Origin of the sequence: Nonomuraea sp. CA-143628 (assembly GCF_050942315.1) — a bacterium.
Classification (GTDB): Bacteria; Actinomycetota; Actinomycetes; order Streptosporangiales; family Streptosporangiaceae; genus Nonomuraea.
The window spans coordinates 4,524,800-4,541,585 of sequence record NZ_CP192072.1; the positions used below are offsets into that span (position 1 = coordinate 4,524,800).

General features: G+C 70.0%; 15 protein-coding genes and 1 pseudogene. 5 read left to right on the forward strand and 11 right to left on the reverse strand.

Translation table 11 applies throughout. The annotated features are described in order from the left end of the window. Positions 1–8 precede the first annotated feature (8 nt). Complete coding sequence (locus tag ACQP2T_RS20900) at positions 9–338, forward strand: DUF485 domain-containing protein (RefSeq protein ID WP_433517782.1); 330 nt, start codon at positions 9–11, stop codon at positions 336–338. Continuing rightward, positions 335–1,945, forward strand: a complete 1,611-nt coding sequence (locus ACQP2T_RS20905; RefSeq protein ID WP_433517783.1) for a solute symporter family protein — start codon at positions 335–337, stop codon at positions 1,943–1,945. The genes ACQP2T_RS20900 and ACQP2T_RS20905 overlap by 4 nt, the downstream gene beginning before the upstream one ends. Before the next feature lie 25 nt (positions 1,946–1,970). Here ACQP2T_RS20905 and ACQP2T_RS20910 read toward each other — a convergent pair whose 3' ends face one another. The 9 genes from ACQP2T_RS20910 to ACQP2T_RS20950 form a co-directional block, all read right to left on the reverse strand. Beyond that, the gene (locus ACQP2T_RS20910) at positions 1,971–3,470 is read right to left on the reverse strand and encodes an APC family permease (protein ID WP_433517784.1); all 1,500 of its coding nucleotides are present in this window, start codon (positions 3,468–3,470) and stop codon (positions 1,971–1,973) included. Positions 3,471–3,561: 91 nt separating this feature from the next. Further along, entirely contained in the window at positions 3,562–4,149 is a 588-nt protein-coding gene (locus ACQP2T_RS20915; protein ID WP_433517785.1) for a GTP-binding protein, read from the reverse strand. Beyond that, positions 4,130–4,522, reverse strand: coding sequence for a DUF742 domain-containing protein (locus ACQP2T_RS20920; RefSeq protein WP_433517786.1), 393 nt, complete (start codon positions 4,520–4,522; stop codon positions 4,130–4,132). Before ACQP2T_RS20920 ends, ACQP2T_RS20915 begins: the two co-directional genes overlap by 20 nt. Further along, positions 4,519–4,935: a roadblock/LC7 domain-containing protein gene (locus tag ACQP2T_RS20925; protein WP_433517787.1), complete on the reverse strand. Its 417-nt coding sequence runs from the start codon at positions 4,933–4,935 to the stop codon at positions 4,519–4,521. Before ACQP2T_RS20925 ends, ACQP2T_RS20920 begins: the two co-directional genes overlap by 4 nt. Beyond that, a complete protein-coding gene (locus ACQP2T_RS20930) occupies positions 4,932–7,298 on the reverse strand; it encodes a nitrate- and nitrite sensing domain-containing protein (RefSeq protein WP_433517788.1) in 2,367 nt (788 codons plus the stop codon). The genes ACQP2T_RS20925 and ACQP2T_RS20930 overlap by 4 nt, the downstream gene beginning before the upstream one ends. A gap of 178 nt (positions 7,299–7,476) precedes the next feature. After that, positions 7,477–9,036 (reverse strand): prenyltransferase/squalene oxidase repeat-containing protein, encoded by a 1,560-nt coding sequence (locus ACQP2T_RS20935; protein WP_433517789.1) that lies wholly within the window; start codon positions 9,034–9,036, stop codon positions 7,477–7,479. After that, complete coding sequence (locus ACQP2T_RS20940) at positions 9,033–10,106, reverse strand: terpene synthase family protein (RefSeq protein ID WP_433517790.1); 1,074 nt, start codon at positions 10,104–10,106, stop codon at positions 9,033–9,035. Before ACQP2T_RS20940 ends, ACQP2T_RS20935 begins: the two co-directional genes overlap by 4 nt. After that, positions 10,103–11,464 carry a cytochrome P450 gene (locus ACQP2T_RS20945; RefSeq protein WP_433517791.1) on the reverse strand — a complete coding sequence of 454 codons (1,362 nt, stop codon included), beginning with the start codon at positions 11,462–11,464 and terminating at the stop codon, positions 10,103–10,105. Before ACQP2T_RS20945 ends, ACQP2T_RS20940 begins: the two co-directional genes overlap by 4 nt. 142 nt (positions 11,465–11,606) lie before the next feature. After that, entirely contained in the window at positions 11,607–12,536 is a 930-nt protein-coding gene (locus ACQP2T_RS20950) for an aldo/keto reductase (RefSeq protein ID WP_433517792.1), read from the reverse strand. A gap of 224 nt (positions 12,537–12,760) precedes the next feature. Between ACQP2T_RS20950 and ACQP2T_RS20955 the strand changes: the two are divergent. From ACQP2T_RS20955 to ACQP2T_RS20965, 3 genes and pseudogenes are all read left to right on the forward strand, one after another. Next, positions 12,761–12,944 (forward strand): annotated as a pseudogene (locus ACQP2T_RS20955) (alpha/beta hydrolase); the annotation flags it as partial. An 81-nt stretch (positions 12,945–13,025) separates the two neighbouring features. Further along, positions 13,026–13,388, forward strand: a complete 363-nt coding sequence (locus tag ACQP2T_RS20960; protein WP_433517793.1) for a hypothetical protein — start codon at positions 13,026–13,028, stop codon at positions 13,386–13,388. Between the two features lie 59 nt (positions 13,389–13,447). Beyond that, positions 13,448–13,993, forward strand: coding sequence for a TetR/AcrR family transcriptional regulator (locus ACQP2T_RS20965; protein WP_357951183.1), 546 nt, complete (start codon positions 13,448–13,450; stop codon positions 13,991–13,993). On the opposite strand, the gene ACQP2T_RS20970 is transcribed toward ACQP2T_RS20965, so the two are convergent. Both ACQP2T_RS20970 and ACQP2T_RS20975 read right to left on the reverse strand, forming a co-directional pair. Beyond that, the gene (locus ACQP2T_RS20970; RefSeq protein WP_433517794.1) at positions 13,931–15,496 is read right to left on the reverse strand and encodes a WS/DGAT/MGAT family O-acyltransferase; all 1,566 of its coding nucleotides are present in this window, start codon (positions 15,494–15,496) and stop codon (positions 13,931–13,933) included. The two genes, ACQP2T_RS20965 and ACQP2T_RS20970, sit on opposite strands and share 63 nt — an antisense overlap. A 144-nt stretch (positions 15,497–15,640) precedes the next feature. Then, positions 15,641–16,687 carry a sulfite oxidase gene (locus tag ACQP2T_RS20975; RefSeq protein ID WP_433517795.1) on the reverse strand — a complete coding sequence of 349 codons (1,047 nt, stop codon included), beginning with the start codon at positions 16,685–16,687 and terminating at the stop codon, positions 15,641–15,643. Between the last annotated feature and the right edge of the window lie 99 nt (positions 16,688–16,786).

A 16,786-nucleotide genomic window follows, 5' to 3' on the forward strand; every position in this document is an offset into this window, starting at 1 on the left:
GAGGACTCGTGACGACTAAACAACATGACGCATCCGTCTATGAAGAGATTCAGGGGAGCGCCGAATTCCAGGACCTGAAGCGGCGCTTCCGGCGGTGGACGTTCCCGATGACCGCGGCGTTCCTGGTGTGGTACCTGCTCTATGTGGTGCTGTCCGGGTGGGCGCGTGACTTCATGGGGATCAAGCTGTTCGGCAACATCAACGTGGCGCTGATCTTCGGCCTGCTGCAGTTCGTCTCCACGTTCTGGATCGCGTGGGCGTACTCCAGGCACGCCGACAAGAAGCTCGACCCGATCGCCGACAAGCTCCGCCACGAGGTCGAGGAGAAGACCAAGTGAAGTCCGAGACCCTGGCCACCATTCTCTTCCTCACCTTCGTCGCGCTCACGCTGGTCATCACGTTCTGGGCCAGCAGGCAGACGAAGACCGCGGCCGACTACTACGCCGGCGGCCGCTCGTTCAGCGGCGTGCAGAACGGCCTGGCGATCGGCGGCGACTACATGTCGGCCGCGTCCTTCCTCGGCATCGCCGGCATCATCGCCCTGTCCGGCTACGACGGGTTCCTCTACTCCATCGGCTTCCTGGTGGCGTGGCTGGTGGCGCTGCTGCTGGTCGCCGAGCTGATGCGTAACTCCGGCAAGTTCACGATGGCCGACGTGCTGGCCTTCCGGATGAGCCCGCGCCCGGTCAGGACCGCCGCGGGCGTGTCCACGATCACGGTGAGCATCTTCTACCTGCTGGCGCAGATGGTCGGCGCGGGCGCGCTGGTCGGCCTGCTGCTCGGTATCACCAGCCCGGCCGGAAAGGCGTGGACGATCGTCGGGGTGGGCGCCCTGATGATCGTGTACGTGGTGTTCGGCGGTATGAAGGGCACCACCTGGGTGCAGATCGTCAAGGCCGTGCTGCTGATGACCGGCGCCGCCCTGATCACTCTGCTGGTGCTGGGCCACTACGGCTTCAACCTGTCGTCCCTGCTGGGCGATGCGGCGACGCAGAGCGGCAAGAACGGCAACTTCCTCATCCCCGGCCTCAAGTACGGCACCGAGGCGCAGGGCCTGGCGGGCAAGATCGACCTGGTCAGCCTCGGTCTCGCTCTGGTCCTCGGCACGGCGGGCCTGCCGCACATCCTGATCCGCTTCTACACGGTCCCGACGGCCAAGGACGCCCGCAAGTCGGTGCTCTGGGGCATCGGCATCATCGGCGTGTTCTACCTGCTCACCCTGGTCCTCGGCTTCGGCGCGGCGGCCCTGGTCGGCAGCAAGGCCATCGCCGCCTCGGACAAGGCGGGCAACACGGCCGCGCCACTGCTGGCCAAGGCCGTCGGTGAGACGTTCCTCGGCTCGGCGGGCGGCACGATCCTGCTGGCGCTGATCGGCGCGGTGGCCTTCGCCACGATCCTGGCCGTGGTGGCCGGGCTCACGCTGGCCTCCTCCTCCAGTTTCTCGCACGACCTGTACGCGCACGTGTTCCGGCGCGGCAACGCCACCGAGCGCGAAGAGGTGCTGGTGGCCCGCATCTCGGCCTTCGTCATCGGCGCGGTCGCCATCGGCCTCGGCATCCTGGCGCAGGGACAGAACGTCGCGTTCCTGGTGGCGCTGGCGTTCGCGGTGGCCGCCTCGGGCAACCTGCCGGCGATCCTCTACAGCCTGTTCTGGAAGAGGTTCAACACGGCGGGCGCGGTCAGCGCCATCTACGGCGGCCTGATCTCCGCCCTCCTGCTGGTCATCTTCTCGCCGGTGGTGTCCGGCTCGGAGACGGCCCTGTTCAAGACGGCGCACTTCAACTGGTTCCCGCTGAGCAACCCGGGCATCATCTCGATCCCGCTGGGCTTCCTGTTCGGCTACCTCGGCACGATCCTCAGCAAGGAGTACAACGCGGCCAAGTACGCCGAGATCGAGGTCCGCTCGCTCACCGGCGTCGGCGCCGAGAAGGCCACCGAGCACTGACACCCGCTGGTCATAGGGGCCCGGCTCAGGCCGGGCCCTTTCGCCTGCCGCCCGCGCCGAGCAGGTACAGCAGGGCGCCCACCACGAGCGAGGCCAGGGCGATGCCGCCGACCAGCCAGAACCACGTGCCGTAAGAGATCTCCGCCCCGAACAGGGCGAACGAGCCGGCGTCGTTGGAGATCAACGGTGTCCACGAGCCCGACAGCGTGGAGACGACCCCCACGAGCGAGGCCAGGGCGCCGACGATCGAGGCCACCCAGAACACGGCGGGCGAGGCCAGCCGCCGCGCCTCGAACTGGGTCCGGTAGCGGCGCACGATGATGAGCACGTCGACGAACAGCACCACGATCGACAGGCACCAGATGACCGTGACCGCCGCCTGCAGCACGCTGTAGACCTCGGTCTGCGCGTCGGCCGGCGCGGCCGACGCGAACGGCACCACGATGAACGCCGCCACGGTGAACAGCGCGGCCAGCACGGTCTGGATCCAGACCGCCACGTCCGGCACCTTCTGCGCGTTGACATGCGAGACGGCCTTCGGCAGCCGCTGGTCGAGCCCGGAGACGAAGATCAGGCGGGCGAAGGAGTAGTTGTAGACCACGGTGATGATGAAGAACATCGCCGCCAGCAGGAGCGCCACCAGCTTGCCCGCCCAGGCGCCCAGCCCGATGCCGACCGCGGCCGCCACCGCGGTGATCTGCGCCGAGCGGTCCGCCGGAACCGAGACCATCACGCCCCAGGTGGCGGCGAGGTAGGCGACCATCACGGCGAGAGAGCCCCACAGCAGGTAGCGGGTGACCGCGCGGTCCTGCCGGATCTCCACGCCCATGTTCAGCGGCACCTCGACGCCGAGCAGGGCGAGCACCGCCAGGCCGAAGAAGCTCCAGTTGCCGAGGTTGATCCCGTGCTCGGCCGACGGGCTCCAGGCCGCGAAGTCCCACGGGTTCGTCGCCGCCGCGTTGCCCCGCAGCAGGTAGGCGAGCCCGGCCGCGAAGATCAGCAGGATGGCCAGGCCGTATGCGAGGAAGACGATGTTGACCACGTTCTGCGTCAGCCGGAACCGCATTACGGCAAGTACGGCCGCCAGCACCAGGATCGCCACGATCAGCCCGCCCTGCGCCTGCACGGACAGGGCGCCGACGGCGGGGAAGACGAAACCGAGGAACGAGATCGTCAGCGTGCCTGTGGCCACCATCACCAGGACGCCCGGCCACCACGCGCAGAACCCGGCGAAGAACCCCCAGAACGGCCCGAACGCCTTGCTGGTCCACAGATAGATCGAGCCCTCGCCGGGGAACATGGCGCCGAGCTGCCCGGTCACGATCGCGCACGGGATCAGGAACAGCGCGAACGCGATGATCCACCAGCCGAACGCGGCCGGACCGGCGCTCTGGATCACCGCGGCGTTCGTGATGAACAGCACGATCGCCACGAAGATGGCGACCATGTCGAACGTGGTGAGCACCTTCGGCAGGATCCCGCCCGCCACCCGCTCGGACAGCAGGTCGTCGCCGGACGTCGTCATGGGGCGGCCCCCCTCAGCAGCGGTTACCTGCCAAGATCCGCCGCACTCCGACCTGCGTCAAGGAGCCACGGCCGCCGCGCTCCGACCGGCGTCAAGGAGCCACAGGCTCCGCGCGGAGTTTGGCGGAATGTTTCACCAGGGTGATCAGCACCTCCCTGCTCGAGTCGCGCTTCCTGGCGTCGCACATGATGATCGGGATTGACGGGTTCAGCTGGAGCGCCAGCCGTACCTCGTCGAGCTCGAACGTCCGCGCGCCCTCGAAGCAGTTGACCGCCACCACGAACGGCGTCCCACGGCGCTCGAAATAGTCGATCGAGGGGAAGCAGTCGGCCAGGCGGCGGGTGTCGGCCAGGACGACCGCGCCCAGGGAGCCCTCGGCCAACTCGTCCCAGACGAACCAGAACCGCTCCTGCCCCGGCGTGCCGAACAGGTAGAGCACGTAGTCGGCGCTGAGCGTGATGCGGCCGAAGTCCATCGCCACGGTCGTCGTCCGTTTGGCCTCCACGGACGAGATGTCGTCGATGCCGATGCCGCGGTCGGTCAGGATCTCCTCGGTCCGCAGGGGGCGCGTCTCGGAGACCGCGCCGACCAGCGTGGTCTTGCCCGCGCCGAAACCACCGGCGACCAGGATCTTGATCGCGGTCGGCAGGCGCGGGCGGTCAGAGCGATCGAAGGCCATCGAGCACCGCCCTGTACATCTTCATATCGTTCATGTCCACCTCGGATTGCGGTTCCTGGGCCGAGACGAGTTCTTTGTCGAACAGGTCGCCGAGCAGCACCCGGATCGTGCCCGCGGGCAGGTCCAGGTGTGCGGCGATCTCGGCGACGGACTTGGGCTCGCGGCAGAGCCGCAGGATCGACAGATGTTCGGGGTCGAGCCCGGCCTCGGGACCGGGCGTCGGGCCGATGGCCACGGCCATGGAGATCAGGTCGAATTTGCCATGGGCGGGCTGGGTCCGCCCCCGCGTCACCACGTAGGGCCGGATGATCTCCGGATCGACCCAGTGCTCGTCCTCGGGCCCGTCCGTGGGGCCGTGACCAGGGGTGTTCACCGATCACCCCTGGCCACGGCCTCGGCACGGGCGCCCGAGGTGAGGTATTGGCCGACCCGGGCCACGAGCATGGCCATCTCGTAGGCGACCAGGCCGATGTCCGCGTTCTGCGCGCACAGGACGGCCAGGCACGCCCGCTCGCCCGCCACGGTCACGATGAGGAATCGCGAGCGCCACTCCACCACCGTCTGCTTGACCACGCCACCGCTCACATGCTCCGACAAACCCTTGGCCAGGCTCTGCAGCCCGGAGGCCACCGCCGACAGGTGCTCGCCGTCCGTCCGCTGCAACGCCGCGGACGACGCCATCAGCAGTCCGTCAGAAGACAGGACGATGGCGTGCTCGGCCTCCTTGACCCGGCCGATCAGATCATCGAGCAGCCAGTTCAGATCCGTGCCGGAACCAGGTGTCACGTCTCGCCTCCCGGTTGCTCTCCTTCGAGCCCGTCCATGATTTTGGCCGCTTCGGTCCTGCCCAGCCTGGTGCCCGACTGCAGAGATCCCATCATCGCGCGGATCTCTTCCGGCGAGCGTTCGTCATCGTCCTCCTCGGGGTTCGGTCGCGCGGCGGGCGCCTCGTCGCGCAGGGCGGGGGCAAGGCTGGCCTGTGGCACCCGCAAGGGCAGGCCGGAAGGGGTGAACTCGGCGGGGGGCTGATCCTGTGCGGGCTCCGGTCGCGCGCGCCTCGGCTCCGGACGGACGCGCTCCCGTTCGGACTCCGGACGGACACACTCGCGTTCGGACTCCGGGCGGACACGGTCGCGTTCAGGCTCCGGACGGACGCGCTCCCGTGCGGGCTCCGGGTCGGCGGGGTCGCGGGGCGGAGCCACCGTCAGCCGGCGCACGTTCTCCGGAGCGGCCGTCCGGGCCGCCGTGGTGACCGCCTTCCTGCGGGGCAGCCGCGTCGGCTCATCGCCCTCCTCCGGCGCCTCTCCCAGCTGGACGAGCTCCTGGGGGATCAGGACCACGACCGTGGTCCCCCCGTACGGTGAGGACTTGAGCACGACCTGGATCCCGTGGCGCCCGGCCAGGCGGCTGACCACGAACAGTCCCAGGCGCGCGGTGCCGGTGATGCGGAACTCCGGCGGGTCCGCGATGCGCTCGTTGGCGGACTCCAGGTCCTCCGGCTTCATGCCGAGCCCGCGGTCCTCGATCTCGACCACGTAGCCGTTGGCCACCAGCTGCCCGCGGACCTCGACGGTGGTGTAGGGCGGGGAGAAGGAGGCCGCGTTCTCGATCAGCTCGGCCAGCAGGTGGATGACGTCACCCACGGCGCGGCCCAGCAGCACGACGTCGCCCATCGGCATGAGCGTCACCCGGGTGTAGTCCTCCACCTCGGCCAGCGCGCCGCGTACGACGTCGACCATCGGCACTGAGCGGCGCCAGACACGGGCCGGGGAGGAGCCGGACAGCACGATGAGGTTCTCGGCGTTGCGCCGCATCCGGATGGCCAGGTGGTCGAGCCGGAAGAGCTCCTTCAGCTCCTCGGGGTCGGTCTCGCGCCGCTCCATCACGTCGAGCACGGTCAGCTGCCGGTGCACCAGGCCCTGGGTCCTGCGGGCCAGGCTGAGCAGGATGTCGCGGATGCTGCGCCGCAGCTCGGCCTGCTCGGCGGCGACGCTGACCGCTGTGCGCTGCACGGTGTTGAACGCCTGGCCGACCTGCCCGATCTCGTCCTCACCGAAGTCCAGCGACGGGGCCTCACGCGCCAGGTCCACCTCCTCGCCGTGCCCGATCCGCTCCACCAGGCGGGGCAGCCGCTCGTCGGACAGCTCGTGCGCGGCGTCACGCAGCTTCTTCAGCTGCGCCAGCAGTTGCCTCGTGGTGGTGACGGACAGGACGATGGAGGCCACGACGGCGACCAGGCCGAGTCCGCCCGCCAGGAGCAGCCGGAGCAGGACCCCGACGGCGCCGGGAATGGCCCTGGCCACCAGCCGGTCGCCGCCGTCGGCGATGACCTTCTCCAGGCCCGCGCGGGCCGGTTCGGCCGCGGCCCGCCACTCGGCGCCGGTCACGGGCGGCGGCAGGCCCGTGTCGACCTGCTGGATGAGCCGCTGTTCCAGCGCGCGCAGCTGCGTGACGGACTTGGACTTGAGCCACGCGTCGTATTCGGCCTTGTCCTCGGCGGGGAGCTGGCGGACGGCCTGTTCCAGGTTGAAACGGGAGATGCCGGCGATCTGCACGAAGTCGGTGTGTTCGGTGGCGGTGAAGGCGCCTCTGGCCAGGGCCCCGGCGACGAGCGAGTCCTCGCGGGCCAGGTACTCGCTCGACCGGCTCACCAGCAGGACCGTGCGGGCATCCTTGGCGATCTCCTTGTCGTCGAGCGAGGCCACACCGTCGAACATGCGGTAGAGGGCGTCGATGATGTCGTTGTAGGAGCCGGCCGCCGCGCGGCGATCCGGCCGCCCGCCGTCGATCGCCTTCCTGACGTTCTCCAGGTCGGCCAGGCTGCGGTACGCCTCGCCCAGACGCTGGGTCAGCAAGGCGTCGGCGGCCAGTTCGACGGTGGAACTGGTGGCGGACTCGATGAACTCGGCGCGAGCGGCCGTGGTCTTCGAGCGCTGCTCGCGTACGGCCCGGTCGGGCATCCGTGTGCCGGAGCCGAGGGCGACCAACGTGAGGCGTCGCTCGCGTTGCAGCTCGGCCAGCAACCGTTCGGCCGGCTGCACCGCTCCGCTGTCGACCGTGGTGGCACCGACCAGGTTCACACCTTCGCGCAGCGTCACCCAGGCGGCGAATCCCCACAGTGCGACCAGCGACACCAGTAGGGCAGTCACTTTTGTCCGCACGCTAGAGCTACGGAAGCGCATATGAAGCCATCCTGCAGGAATTATTGCGTAAAGCCCGGAGTCAGAGCATTGTTGAGCTTCTTGAATGCCCGAGCACGCGGCATACCTTAGCAACGCCGCAAAGCGTACTCAAGCCAGCGCAATCAGTGAAAATGCTGATATGCCCTTATTGTCCTATCAAATTCACTTTGCTGCCCAGATGGAGTGCGGCCAGGACGGCGGCCCTTACCACGGCAATAGGACTGTAAAGGTCCTTGTCATGCCACAGAGGCGGATAGTCTGGCCTGTTGTTCGCGTGGAGCAGGTAGGCGTGCCCTCGAGAAGCGGCTTGCTCGTAGCCGATGTTCCTGGCCGAACCGGGAAGCAGGAGCGCCTGGACGGCGTAGGCGGTCTCCTCGATCGTGCTTTCCCAGCGGCCCCATGAGCCGTCGCTCCGCTGGGTGGCCAGGAGCCAGTCACGCGCCCTGGCCACCGGCCGGGCCCGATCTCGCCCGCCGTACTCGCTCAGGGCCAGTACACAGCTCAGCGTCGCGTAATAAGGGGAGGCGTGCCAGCGGTCGTCCCAGCTCCCGTCGGGCTGCTGACGCTCGGCCAGTAGCGCGCCCAGGCGTGCCATGACCGGCCGATAGGAGACCGCCCGCTCGGGCCGGGCCGTCGTGTACGCCCCGAACGCGTCGAGCACGTGCGCGTTGACGCTGATGGAGAAGCCGTCCTCGCCCGGCCAGGTGCAGAAATGCGCTCCCGTGTCGAACGCCATCAGGATCTCCGGGTCGTACGGCATGCCGAGCCGGGCCAGCGCGTGCAGCGCAACCGACGTCGTGTCGGCGTCGGCCGGCAGCCCCGGACCGGCGGGCGTGCCCGAGGGGCCCATCGCCGCCCTGAGGTCGGCCACCATCTCCGGCGGCACCTCGACCGGGACGCCCGCCCTGGCCAGATAGCTCAGCACCCAGCCGCGCTCGAAGACCGTGATGGGCAGCCCCACCGGGACCGGGCCACCGTAGCGGGTCGCCACGGCCTCCAGGTGGGATCGGGCCTGGGTGGCGTCCAGAAGCGCGCCACCCGGCCGGTCGGGGGCGTGCCGCAGGACGCTGCCGAGCCAGGCGGCGGTGGCGGCGGGCGAGGCGCCGATCGTGCCGATCGCCGTCGGACGCACCGCGCGGGCGCCGCCCGCGTCAGGACCGGCCACCTCCAGTGCGTGCAGCAGCTTCTGCGGCAACTCCGCGCCCGACGCGACCGCCTGCCTGATGCGCTCGACGCGCGAGTAGTCCATCCCCGACGGCAACGGCAGGGGTTCGCCGGGGTGATGGGCGTTGATGAGAGTGATCAGGAACGGGACGATCAGCTCCACGGCCGGCATGTCCGGCACCTCGACGGCGTGCGACAGCCAGCCGCGCAGCACGTCGAGCCCCTTGCGCGCGGCCTGGCCGAGGCGTTCCTCGCTCGGCGGGGTCTCGCGTCGTGAACCGTTGTCCGGGCGTTCGGCCTGTGCGCTGAACAGCGCCTCCGTGGCGCTCAGCGTGGGAACGAGGCCGTAGCCGTCGGGTGCCCCCCACGAGCCGTCGGCCCGCTGCGTGGCCAGCAGATAGTCGATCCGCTCCCGGTGGCCGGTGAGCCAGGGGGCCAGCGTGACCAGGCGTCCTGTCTCGTAGATCGACGCGGAGACCTGCCCCCACGGTCTGGCCATCAGCGTGGCGACCAGCTCGTCGGCTTCGCGGGCATAGTTCACAGCTCACCCCAGTAATCGGACATGCCGTAGAAGCCGGTATTGAAGGTCAGCTGTCGCTCCAGGTAGTACGCGGCGCGCGGGCCGGTCGCTCGCAGTGGCCGGATCAGTTCGGCGGCCCGGGCGGCGATCCCGGCCATGCGTTCGCTCACGTCGGCAGGTCTGATGCCCAGCGTGAGCGCGTTCGCGTCGCCCCAGCGGGCCTCCCTGCCGGCCGTCGCCAGGTCGTTGAGCAGCCGTAGGTAGCGCTGTACCTCTTCGCCGGCCCGGCTGGCCGGTTCGAGCGGTTCGCCGGTGGAGATCCAGTGCGACAGGTTGACGAAGGACGAGCCGGTGCCGGCCGCGTTGTCCAGGTACTCCTCCAGGCCGGGCCGGGCTCCGGTGGCGCGCCAGTCCCACTCCTTGGCCATCGCGGTCAGCATCCGCGCGAGCTGGTCGTGCCAGGCGGCGTCGGCCGGTTCGTCTCGGTGGCCCTCGCGGGATCCGCTGGCCGGTTCGTCTCGGTGGCCGTCGCGGGATCCGCCGGCCGGTTCGTTCTGGCGGCCGTCGCCGGATCCGTTGGCGGGTTCATCGCGGAAACCGTCACGGGATCCGTCGCGTCGCCGACCGGCTTCGTCGGGATCGTCTGGGAAGCCGTACCGGAGGCCGTCGCGGAGGTCGGCGAGGAAGCGGGTGATCGGGCTCAGGGGCGTGGCGCCGCCGGCCACGTCCAGGCAGTCGCCGACCAGGGCGGTGACCTCCGCGCGTGATTCGGCGATGTGGTCGATGCGCAGGTCGACGGCGAACACCCACAGCGCCGCCCGGCTGACCGCCCGGAGCTCGGCGGTGCCGGCCCAGGGCGAGCCGAAGGCACTGACGAGCCCGAGGGAGTGGAAGAAGCCCGCGTCGAACGGCCGGGCCGGGAAGAGCTCGCCGTACCGCCGGGCATGACGGGACAGGTCGCGGGCGCACTCCACGGCCAGCGCGCACGTTCTGCCCAGCTCGGCGCCAGTCGGTGGGTCAGCCGGAGGGTCGGTCGCGGAGCCCGTTCGGAAGCCGGCGCCCGTCTGGACGCCCGTGGGGGAGTGTGTCATCGGCGGCCGACCGGCACGAGCGTCATCGACAGGCCGGTGGCCGGCCGCAGCGTGGAGGCCGGCCGGGGGGTGACCGGTCCGCTGTCGTCCAGCACCGGCCGGTATTTGCTGAGAACCCCCGCCACCAGCAGCAGCGCTTCCATCATGAACAGGTGCGGCCCCAGGCAGACGTGCGGCCCGGCGGCGAAGGGGAAGTAGGCGTAGCGGTGCCGCCTGCCCCCGCCATGAGCCTGATCAGCGGGCGCGAACCGTTCGGGCAGGAAGTCGAGCGGCCGCTCCCACCAGTCCGCCAGCCGATGGGTCAGGAACGGGCTGAGCACGACGGTGCTTCCCGCCTCGATCCTGATTCCGTCGATGACGTCGTCCGCGCGGGCCGTACGCGGCAGGATCCAGCCCGGCGGGTAGAGCCGCAGCAACTCCTCCAGGAACATCCGCAGGTACGTGAGCCGCGGCAGGTGGTCCGTGGTGACCGGCCCGGCGCCGACGACCCGCTCGACCTCCTCGTACACCTTCGCCGCCACCTCCGGATGGGCGTCGAGCACCGGCCACACCCAGGTCAGCGCGGTTGCGGAGGTCTCGGTGGCGGCCCCGTGGATGGCCACCAGGTCGTCGCGGATCCGCCGGTCGCCGTCGGCGCCCACGTCGCCGTGGCGGGCCCGGCACAACGCCGAGACGACGTCGCCGTCCTCCTGCGCCTGCGTCCGCGCGTGGCGGATCGTCGGATACACGACGTCGTCGATGGTCCTGATGGCCCGCTTGAACGCCCGGTCACCGGGCAGCGGGAATCCCTGGGGCACGAACGGCAGCAGCAGCCGAATGGACCTGGAGGTGACGCCGGTGTCATAGGCGGGCGCCAGCCGGTCGACGTCCGCCGCGGGGAGCTTGGCGCCGAGCAGCAGTCGCACGATGGTCGGGTGGACGATGGCCGACACGCTCTCGGCGATGTCGAACGGCCGCCCGGGGACCATGACGGTCTCGATCAGCTCGGTCATGATCCCGGCCATCCGCCCGGCCAGCGCGTCGACGTACTTGGCGGTGAACAGGGGCTGCAGGATCGCCCTGCTGTCGGCCCAGGTGGGGCCGTCGGACAGGATGCCGTTGCCGATGAGCGGGGCGAGCGGGTCCCAGAACATGCCTTCGCGCAGGTAGTTGGACTGGTTGCGGCGCAGTACATGCTGGACGTGGTCGGGGTGGGTCACCAGGTAAGGGCGGAACGGGCCCATGTTCAGCCGGACGAGCTCGCCACGGGCCCGGTCGCTCGCCTCCTCGAAGGCGCGGACGGGGGTGCGCGCGTGCCTGGCCAATGAGCGGAGGAAGGGCACGGTCCTGGCTGCCCGGCCTGGGGCGCTGGCTGACACGTGCTCCTCCATCGCCCCGTCCCACATGACGGACATTCCTGACAAAAGTAAGTTGTCGCGTGGAGTATCACATGATCGTCAGGGAAGATTCAAGATCGTAGTCAGGTAGGAGCTCCCGGTGAGTTGTGGCCGGTTCCCGTGGTCAGGGACGGGAGGCTTCGTCCAGAAGGCGTAGTTCGTCGCCGGTCAGCGTGAGCGCGGCCGCCGTGAGGAGCGGCTGAAGCTGCCTGACATCGCGGGCGCTGGAGATCGGCGCGGTGATCGTGGGCTGGGCGGCGAGCCAGGCCAGCGCCACCGCCGCCGGCTCGACGTCGTGCTCGGCGGCCACCTTGGTCAGGGCCTCGATCGTCCGCCGCCCGTGCTCCGTCTCCAGGTATTTGGCCGCCTGTCCCGCGCGCGGGCTGTCGACCGTGACCCCCGGGGCGTACTTGCCGGTCAGGAAGCCGCGGGCCAGCGAGGAGTAGGGAGTGCTGGACAGCCCCTCCGCGGCCACGACGTCGCGCAGCCCGCCCTCGTAGTCGCGCTCCATCAAGCTGTACTGCTGCTGCAGCGCGACATACCTCGGCAGACCCTCGTCGTCGGCCACCCGCAGCGCCTCCGCCAGCCGCTCGGCGCCGTAGTTGGAGGCGCCGATGTGACGGATCTTGCCCTCCGTGATCAGCTGCCCGAACGTGGCCAGCGTGTCGGCCAGCGGGGTGTCCTTGTCGTCGACATGCGCCCAGTAGAGGTCGATCCGGTCGGTACGCAGCCGACGCAGTGAGTCCTCGACGGCCGTACGGATGGTCGCGGGCGCCAGGCCCTTCACGCCCTCCAGCATGCCGACCTTGGTGGCCACCACGATCGAGTCGCGGTTGCCGCGCTCCGCCATCCACTCACCGATGATCGTCTCGGAGGTGGACTCGCCGGTGGCCCAGTAGGGGTAGACGTCGGCCGTGTCGATGAAGTTGCCGCCGCCCTCGATGTACGCGTCGAGCACCTCGAAGGACGCCGCCCGGTCGGCGGTCCAGCCGAAGACGTTGGTGCCCAGGCATATCGGGAACACGGACAGGTCCGTGGTGGCGATTGATCTCATTTCGTGAACCTCATCTGGCTATTATCCGCGCATCGAAATGGGAGGTTTCGATGGCACCCCGGTTACGCGGCTGCCTGGTCGTCGGCGGCCTTCTCACGCTGGGGGCGGTGGCCGTACTGCTCCCTCGTGGTGGCGAGCCCGCCCCCCGGCCGGCTCCGTCGAGCGGCGCGCGGGCGGCCGAGGCGGTCGAAGTCGTCGAGGAGAAGCGGCTCGACGAGCGCAGGATGGAGCTGACGATCAGGTCGCCGGCGCTGGCCGCCACCACGAAGGTCCGGCTGCTGCTGCCCTCGGGATGGGAGTCGCGGCGCGACTGGCCGGTGCTCTGGCTGCTGCACGGCGGCCTCGACGACTACGCCTCGTGGACCGCCAAGACCGACGTCGACGCGCTCACCCGGAACTCCGGGCTGATGGTCGTCATGCCCGACGGCGGCAAGTGCGGCAGTTACTCCGACTGGTGGAACGGCGGCCGCGGCCTCCTTCAGCGGAGCCGTGCACATCCTCGAACCCGGCGTGCCGCAGGCCGTCATGGCGGGCACCACGATCGGCTGCTTCGGCACCGACTGGAAGCGCCTCTGGGGGGATCCGGCCGCGCAGCGCTCCGTCTGGCGCGCCCACAACCCCTACGACCAGGCCGGGAAGCTCAAGGGGGTCGAGCTGTACGTGGCCGCGGGCGCGGGCGACCTGGTCGAGGACCTCGCCAACCGGGCCGCACGGGCGTTCGCGGGGCGGCTGGAGCGGCTGGGTGTGCCCGTACGGACGCACTTCTATCGCGGCGGGCACAACTACGACTCCTGGCAGCGGGAGCTGTACCGGGCCTACCCGATGCTCAGCCGGGCCATCGGCGCCCAGTGAGGATGTCGTCGACTTCCGTGCCCTTACCAGGGGCTACAGGGTGACGCTAGGGTGCGGCTGTGGAGGTCGGTGACGCGCGGACGCGCATTCTGGACGCGGCGGAGGAGCTGTTCGCCGGTGGCGGTTACGAGGCCACACCGACCGCGGTCATCGCCAGGCTGGCCGCGGTGCCCAAGGGGCTGATCTTCCATTACTTCCCGCGCAAGATCGACGTCCTGGTGGCGCTCATCGACGAGCGCACGCTGGTCGAGGAGGGGCACGAGGTCGACGCGGTGCCCGGCGACCCGGCGGGCACGCTGTCGCGGCTGGCCCGCAGGCTGCCGCTGCGCGCCTCGCCGGCGATGCGCCGCATCCTGTTCCGCGAGGCCGACACGCACGGCTCGGTCAAGGAGCGGCTCGGCCGGCTCAACGGCGAGCTGATCAGCCGGGCCAGGTTCGCGCTGGAGCTGGCGCTGCCGGGCGCCCGGGGCGACGCGGCCCGGCTGGAGGTGGCGGCGGCCACATTCGCGGCCGTACTCCTCTACCAGGAGAACCTCTGCCAGCTAACCGGCCACCAGATCGACCCCGACGCGGTCGCGGAACTCATCGCCCACTCGCTCGTCTGACAGCTCGTCGAGGGCCGTCTTCAGGTGGGAGAGCAGCCCCCACACGTCGTCCATCCGCTCGGGGCAGGCCACCACGCCGAAGTCGAGCATGCCGTCGTAGGAGAAGCAGGTGATGTTCACGCCGCCGCTCATGTCGGTCAGCACCGACAGCGGGTAGTACGACAGGACCCGTCCCCCGCACAGGTACAACGGGAACTGCGGACCGGGCACGTTGCTGATGATCAGGTTGATCGGCGGGAACGTCACCGAGGCCAGCCGGAAGATCGCCGGAGTCGCCAGGCTGGTGATGGGCGCGGGCAGCAGCGAGCACAGCTCGTTCACCCAGGCGGGGGGCGCCAGGGCGAAGCGCCGTTTGGCCGCGCTCATGGTGGCGCCGACGGCTCGCAGGCGTCGCACCGGGTCGGCGACGTTCGTGGGCATCGGGGCGATCATGGCGGAGATCTGGTTGCCCACCGTCTCCCCGGCGCCGGCCGTACGGACCGCGACGGGGACCGCGACGACCAGCGGCTCGTCGGGCAGCGCGTTCCGCTCCTCCAGCCACGACCGCAGCGCCGACGTGCACAGGGCCATGACGATGTCGTTGACGCTCATCCCGTTGGCCTTGGCCACGCTCTTGACGTCCTTGAGCGAGACCGACCCGAACGACAGATGGCGCAGCCCGCTGATCGGCCCGTTGAACGGTGTGCGCGGGACGGTCAGGCCGGGCAGCTCGGGGCGCCGCGTGTCGTCGCCGGCGACGAACCTGGCCGCCCTGGCGATCAGCCGCGAGCCGGGAAGGGCGGAGGCCAGGGGGATCGCGTCGAGGTCACCGGCGGCCTTGACCGCCGAACGCATGGCGCGCATGGGGTGGGTCGCGGTCTTTACGGCGGCGGCGGCCAGCATGCCCACCAGACCGGGCGCCTGCCCTTCGGGGACCAGGTCCAGCGCCTTACCCGGCGTCTGGTCCGTCTTATGTGGTGTTTGGTCCGTCTGGCCCGCCTGGTGCGGTGTCCGGCCTGACCGGCAGCCGGGCGGCAGCGGGTCGCGGGCGTCGGGGGAGAGGTCGAGCAGGGTGGCGAGCGTCTCCGCGCCGGAGACGCCGTCGATGGCCGCGTGGTGCACCTTGGTGTAGACGGCGGCCAAGCCGTCGGCCAGCCCGTTGATCAGGTGCATCTCCCACAACGGATGGGCCCGGTCGAGCCGCCGGGCGTGGATCGCCGCCACCGTCTCGGCCAGCTGCCGCTCGCCGCCGGGCGCGCTCAGGGTCGTCTCGAACAGGTGGTTGCCGATGTCGAACTCGGTGTCGGGCACCCAGTAGGGCCGGTCCAGCCCGAACGGCACCTCCGCCAGCCGCAGGCTCAGCGCCGGCGACAGGTGCAGCCGCTCCAGCAGCAGGGCCGCGAGGTTGTCGCGGGTGACACGGCCCTCGGCGGGGTCGAGGATCGCCAGGCCCGCCACGTTGGCGGCGGTGGTCGCGGATTCGACGTTGAGGAACTGGGCGTCGAGTGCGGTGAGCTGGCGCATCTGCTCTCCCTTTCTCACGGAATCTGGCCACCATCACATGCGAGGATTGCCGCGACGTTTCCGCGAGAGTCTTCCAGATGAATTCGGATGCGCTGTCCCATCATTTAGTAAATGCGCAGCTCACCCCCGATCGGTGACAATTCCCTATCCGTGGACAACGGAAACAGGGTGCCGCACGACAGCGTCGAAGTGATATCCGAACGGGTGGTGCGGCGTCGTGAGCGGCTGCGTCTCGCCCGCCTCGTCGGTCGCCCTCGCCATCAGCTCGTACGGCCCCGGCCGCCGGGGCGTCCAGCCGATGTGCCACGGCAACCAGGCGCTGACCAGGTGGGGGCCGTGGTGCGCGGCCCGCTGCCAGCTCAGTCCGCCGTCGACGCTGACCTCGACCCGGATGATCCGCCCCCGCCCCGACCACGACCTGCCGCGCAGGATGTACGGCCGGCCGACCGTCAGGCGCGCATTCCACGCCAGCTCGAAAGCGCTCTTCACCGGCTGGGTGGTCACGTCGCGGTAAAAGACGGTGTTCCACGGGGAAGTGAGCTCCCGGGTCGCCACCTCGATATCACCCAGCCATTTGATCGACGCTATTCCCACCCAGCCCGGCACCACCAGGCGTACCGGAAATCCGTGGTCGGGCGGGAGCGGCCGGCCGTTCATCTCGTACGCGACGAGCACGTCGGCCATGGCCTTGTCGACCGGGAGCGGCCGGCGTACGTGCCCGTGGTCCTCGAACGGCGCGTCGAGACCGCTCGGCAGCAGGTCCACGGCATCGGGCCGCAGTCCCGCGTGCCGGAGCAGGTAGCTGAGCGGCACCCCGCGCCATCGCGCCACCCCGATGGCGCCCAGCCCCCACTGCGCGCCCGGGGCCGGGTTGTGCTGCTGCGCCGCGTAGAGTCGCCGGCCGTTCCCGGCACACTCGATCGCGACGTCGATGGTGCGTGACGGCATGGCGCGAAGCTGGTCGTAGTCGTACTCGCCCGGACATCGCAGCCCGGGCCCGTGGAGCCGCAGCCGCCAGGTCGTGGGGTCGATGCTGGGCGTGTACGTATGATTTCGCACGAAAAATCGGTCTATTGGGGTGTGGTATCCCTGCCCGGCCATGGCTTCCCACCGCATCTCGGCGCTGCCGTCGTGCACGGTGAACAGGTGGGCCGGCAGCGGTTTGACGATCGTCGCCAGAGCTTGCTCCATGGGCGCTACCTCCACAGCATGTATTTCCTACAGGGAAACCATTTAATCGCCGTGGCGGAGTCAGTGCCAGGCCGCATGGCCGCCGGTAGCTCGGCCCGG

Bases quoted from the DNA above. Each gene is read 5' to 3' on its own strand.
- ACQP2T_RS20910 (WP_433517784.1), bottom strand. From the start codon at position 3,470: ATGACGACGTCCGGCGACGACCTGCTGTCCGAGCGGGTGGCGGGCGGG.
- ACQP2T_RS20915 (WP_433517785.1), bottom strand. From the start codon at position 4,149: ATGGCCTTCGATCGCTCTGACCGCCCGCGCCTGCCGACCGCGATCAAG.
- ACQP2T_RS20940 (WP_433517790.1), bottom strand. From the start codon at position 10,106: ATGACACACTCCCCCACGGGCGTCCAGACGGGCGCCGGCTTCCGAACG.
- ACQP2T_RS20950 (WP_433517792.1), bottom strand. From the start codon at position 12,536: ATGAGATCAATCGCCACCACGGACCTGTCCGTGTTCCCGATATGCCTG.
- ACQP2T_RS20970 (WP_433517794.1), bottom strand. From the start codon at position 15,496: ATGCGCCAGCTCACCGCACTCGACGCCCAGTTCCTCAACGTCGAATCC.
- ACQP2T_RS20975 (WP_433517795.1), bottom strand. From the start codon at position 16,687: ATGGAGCAAGCTCTGGCGACGATCGTCAAACCGCTGCCGGCCCACCTG.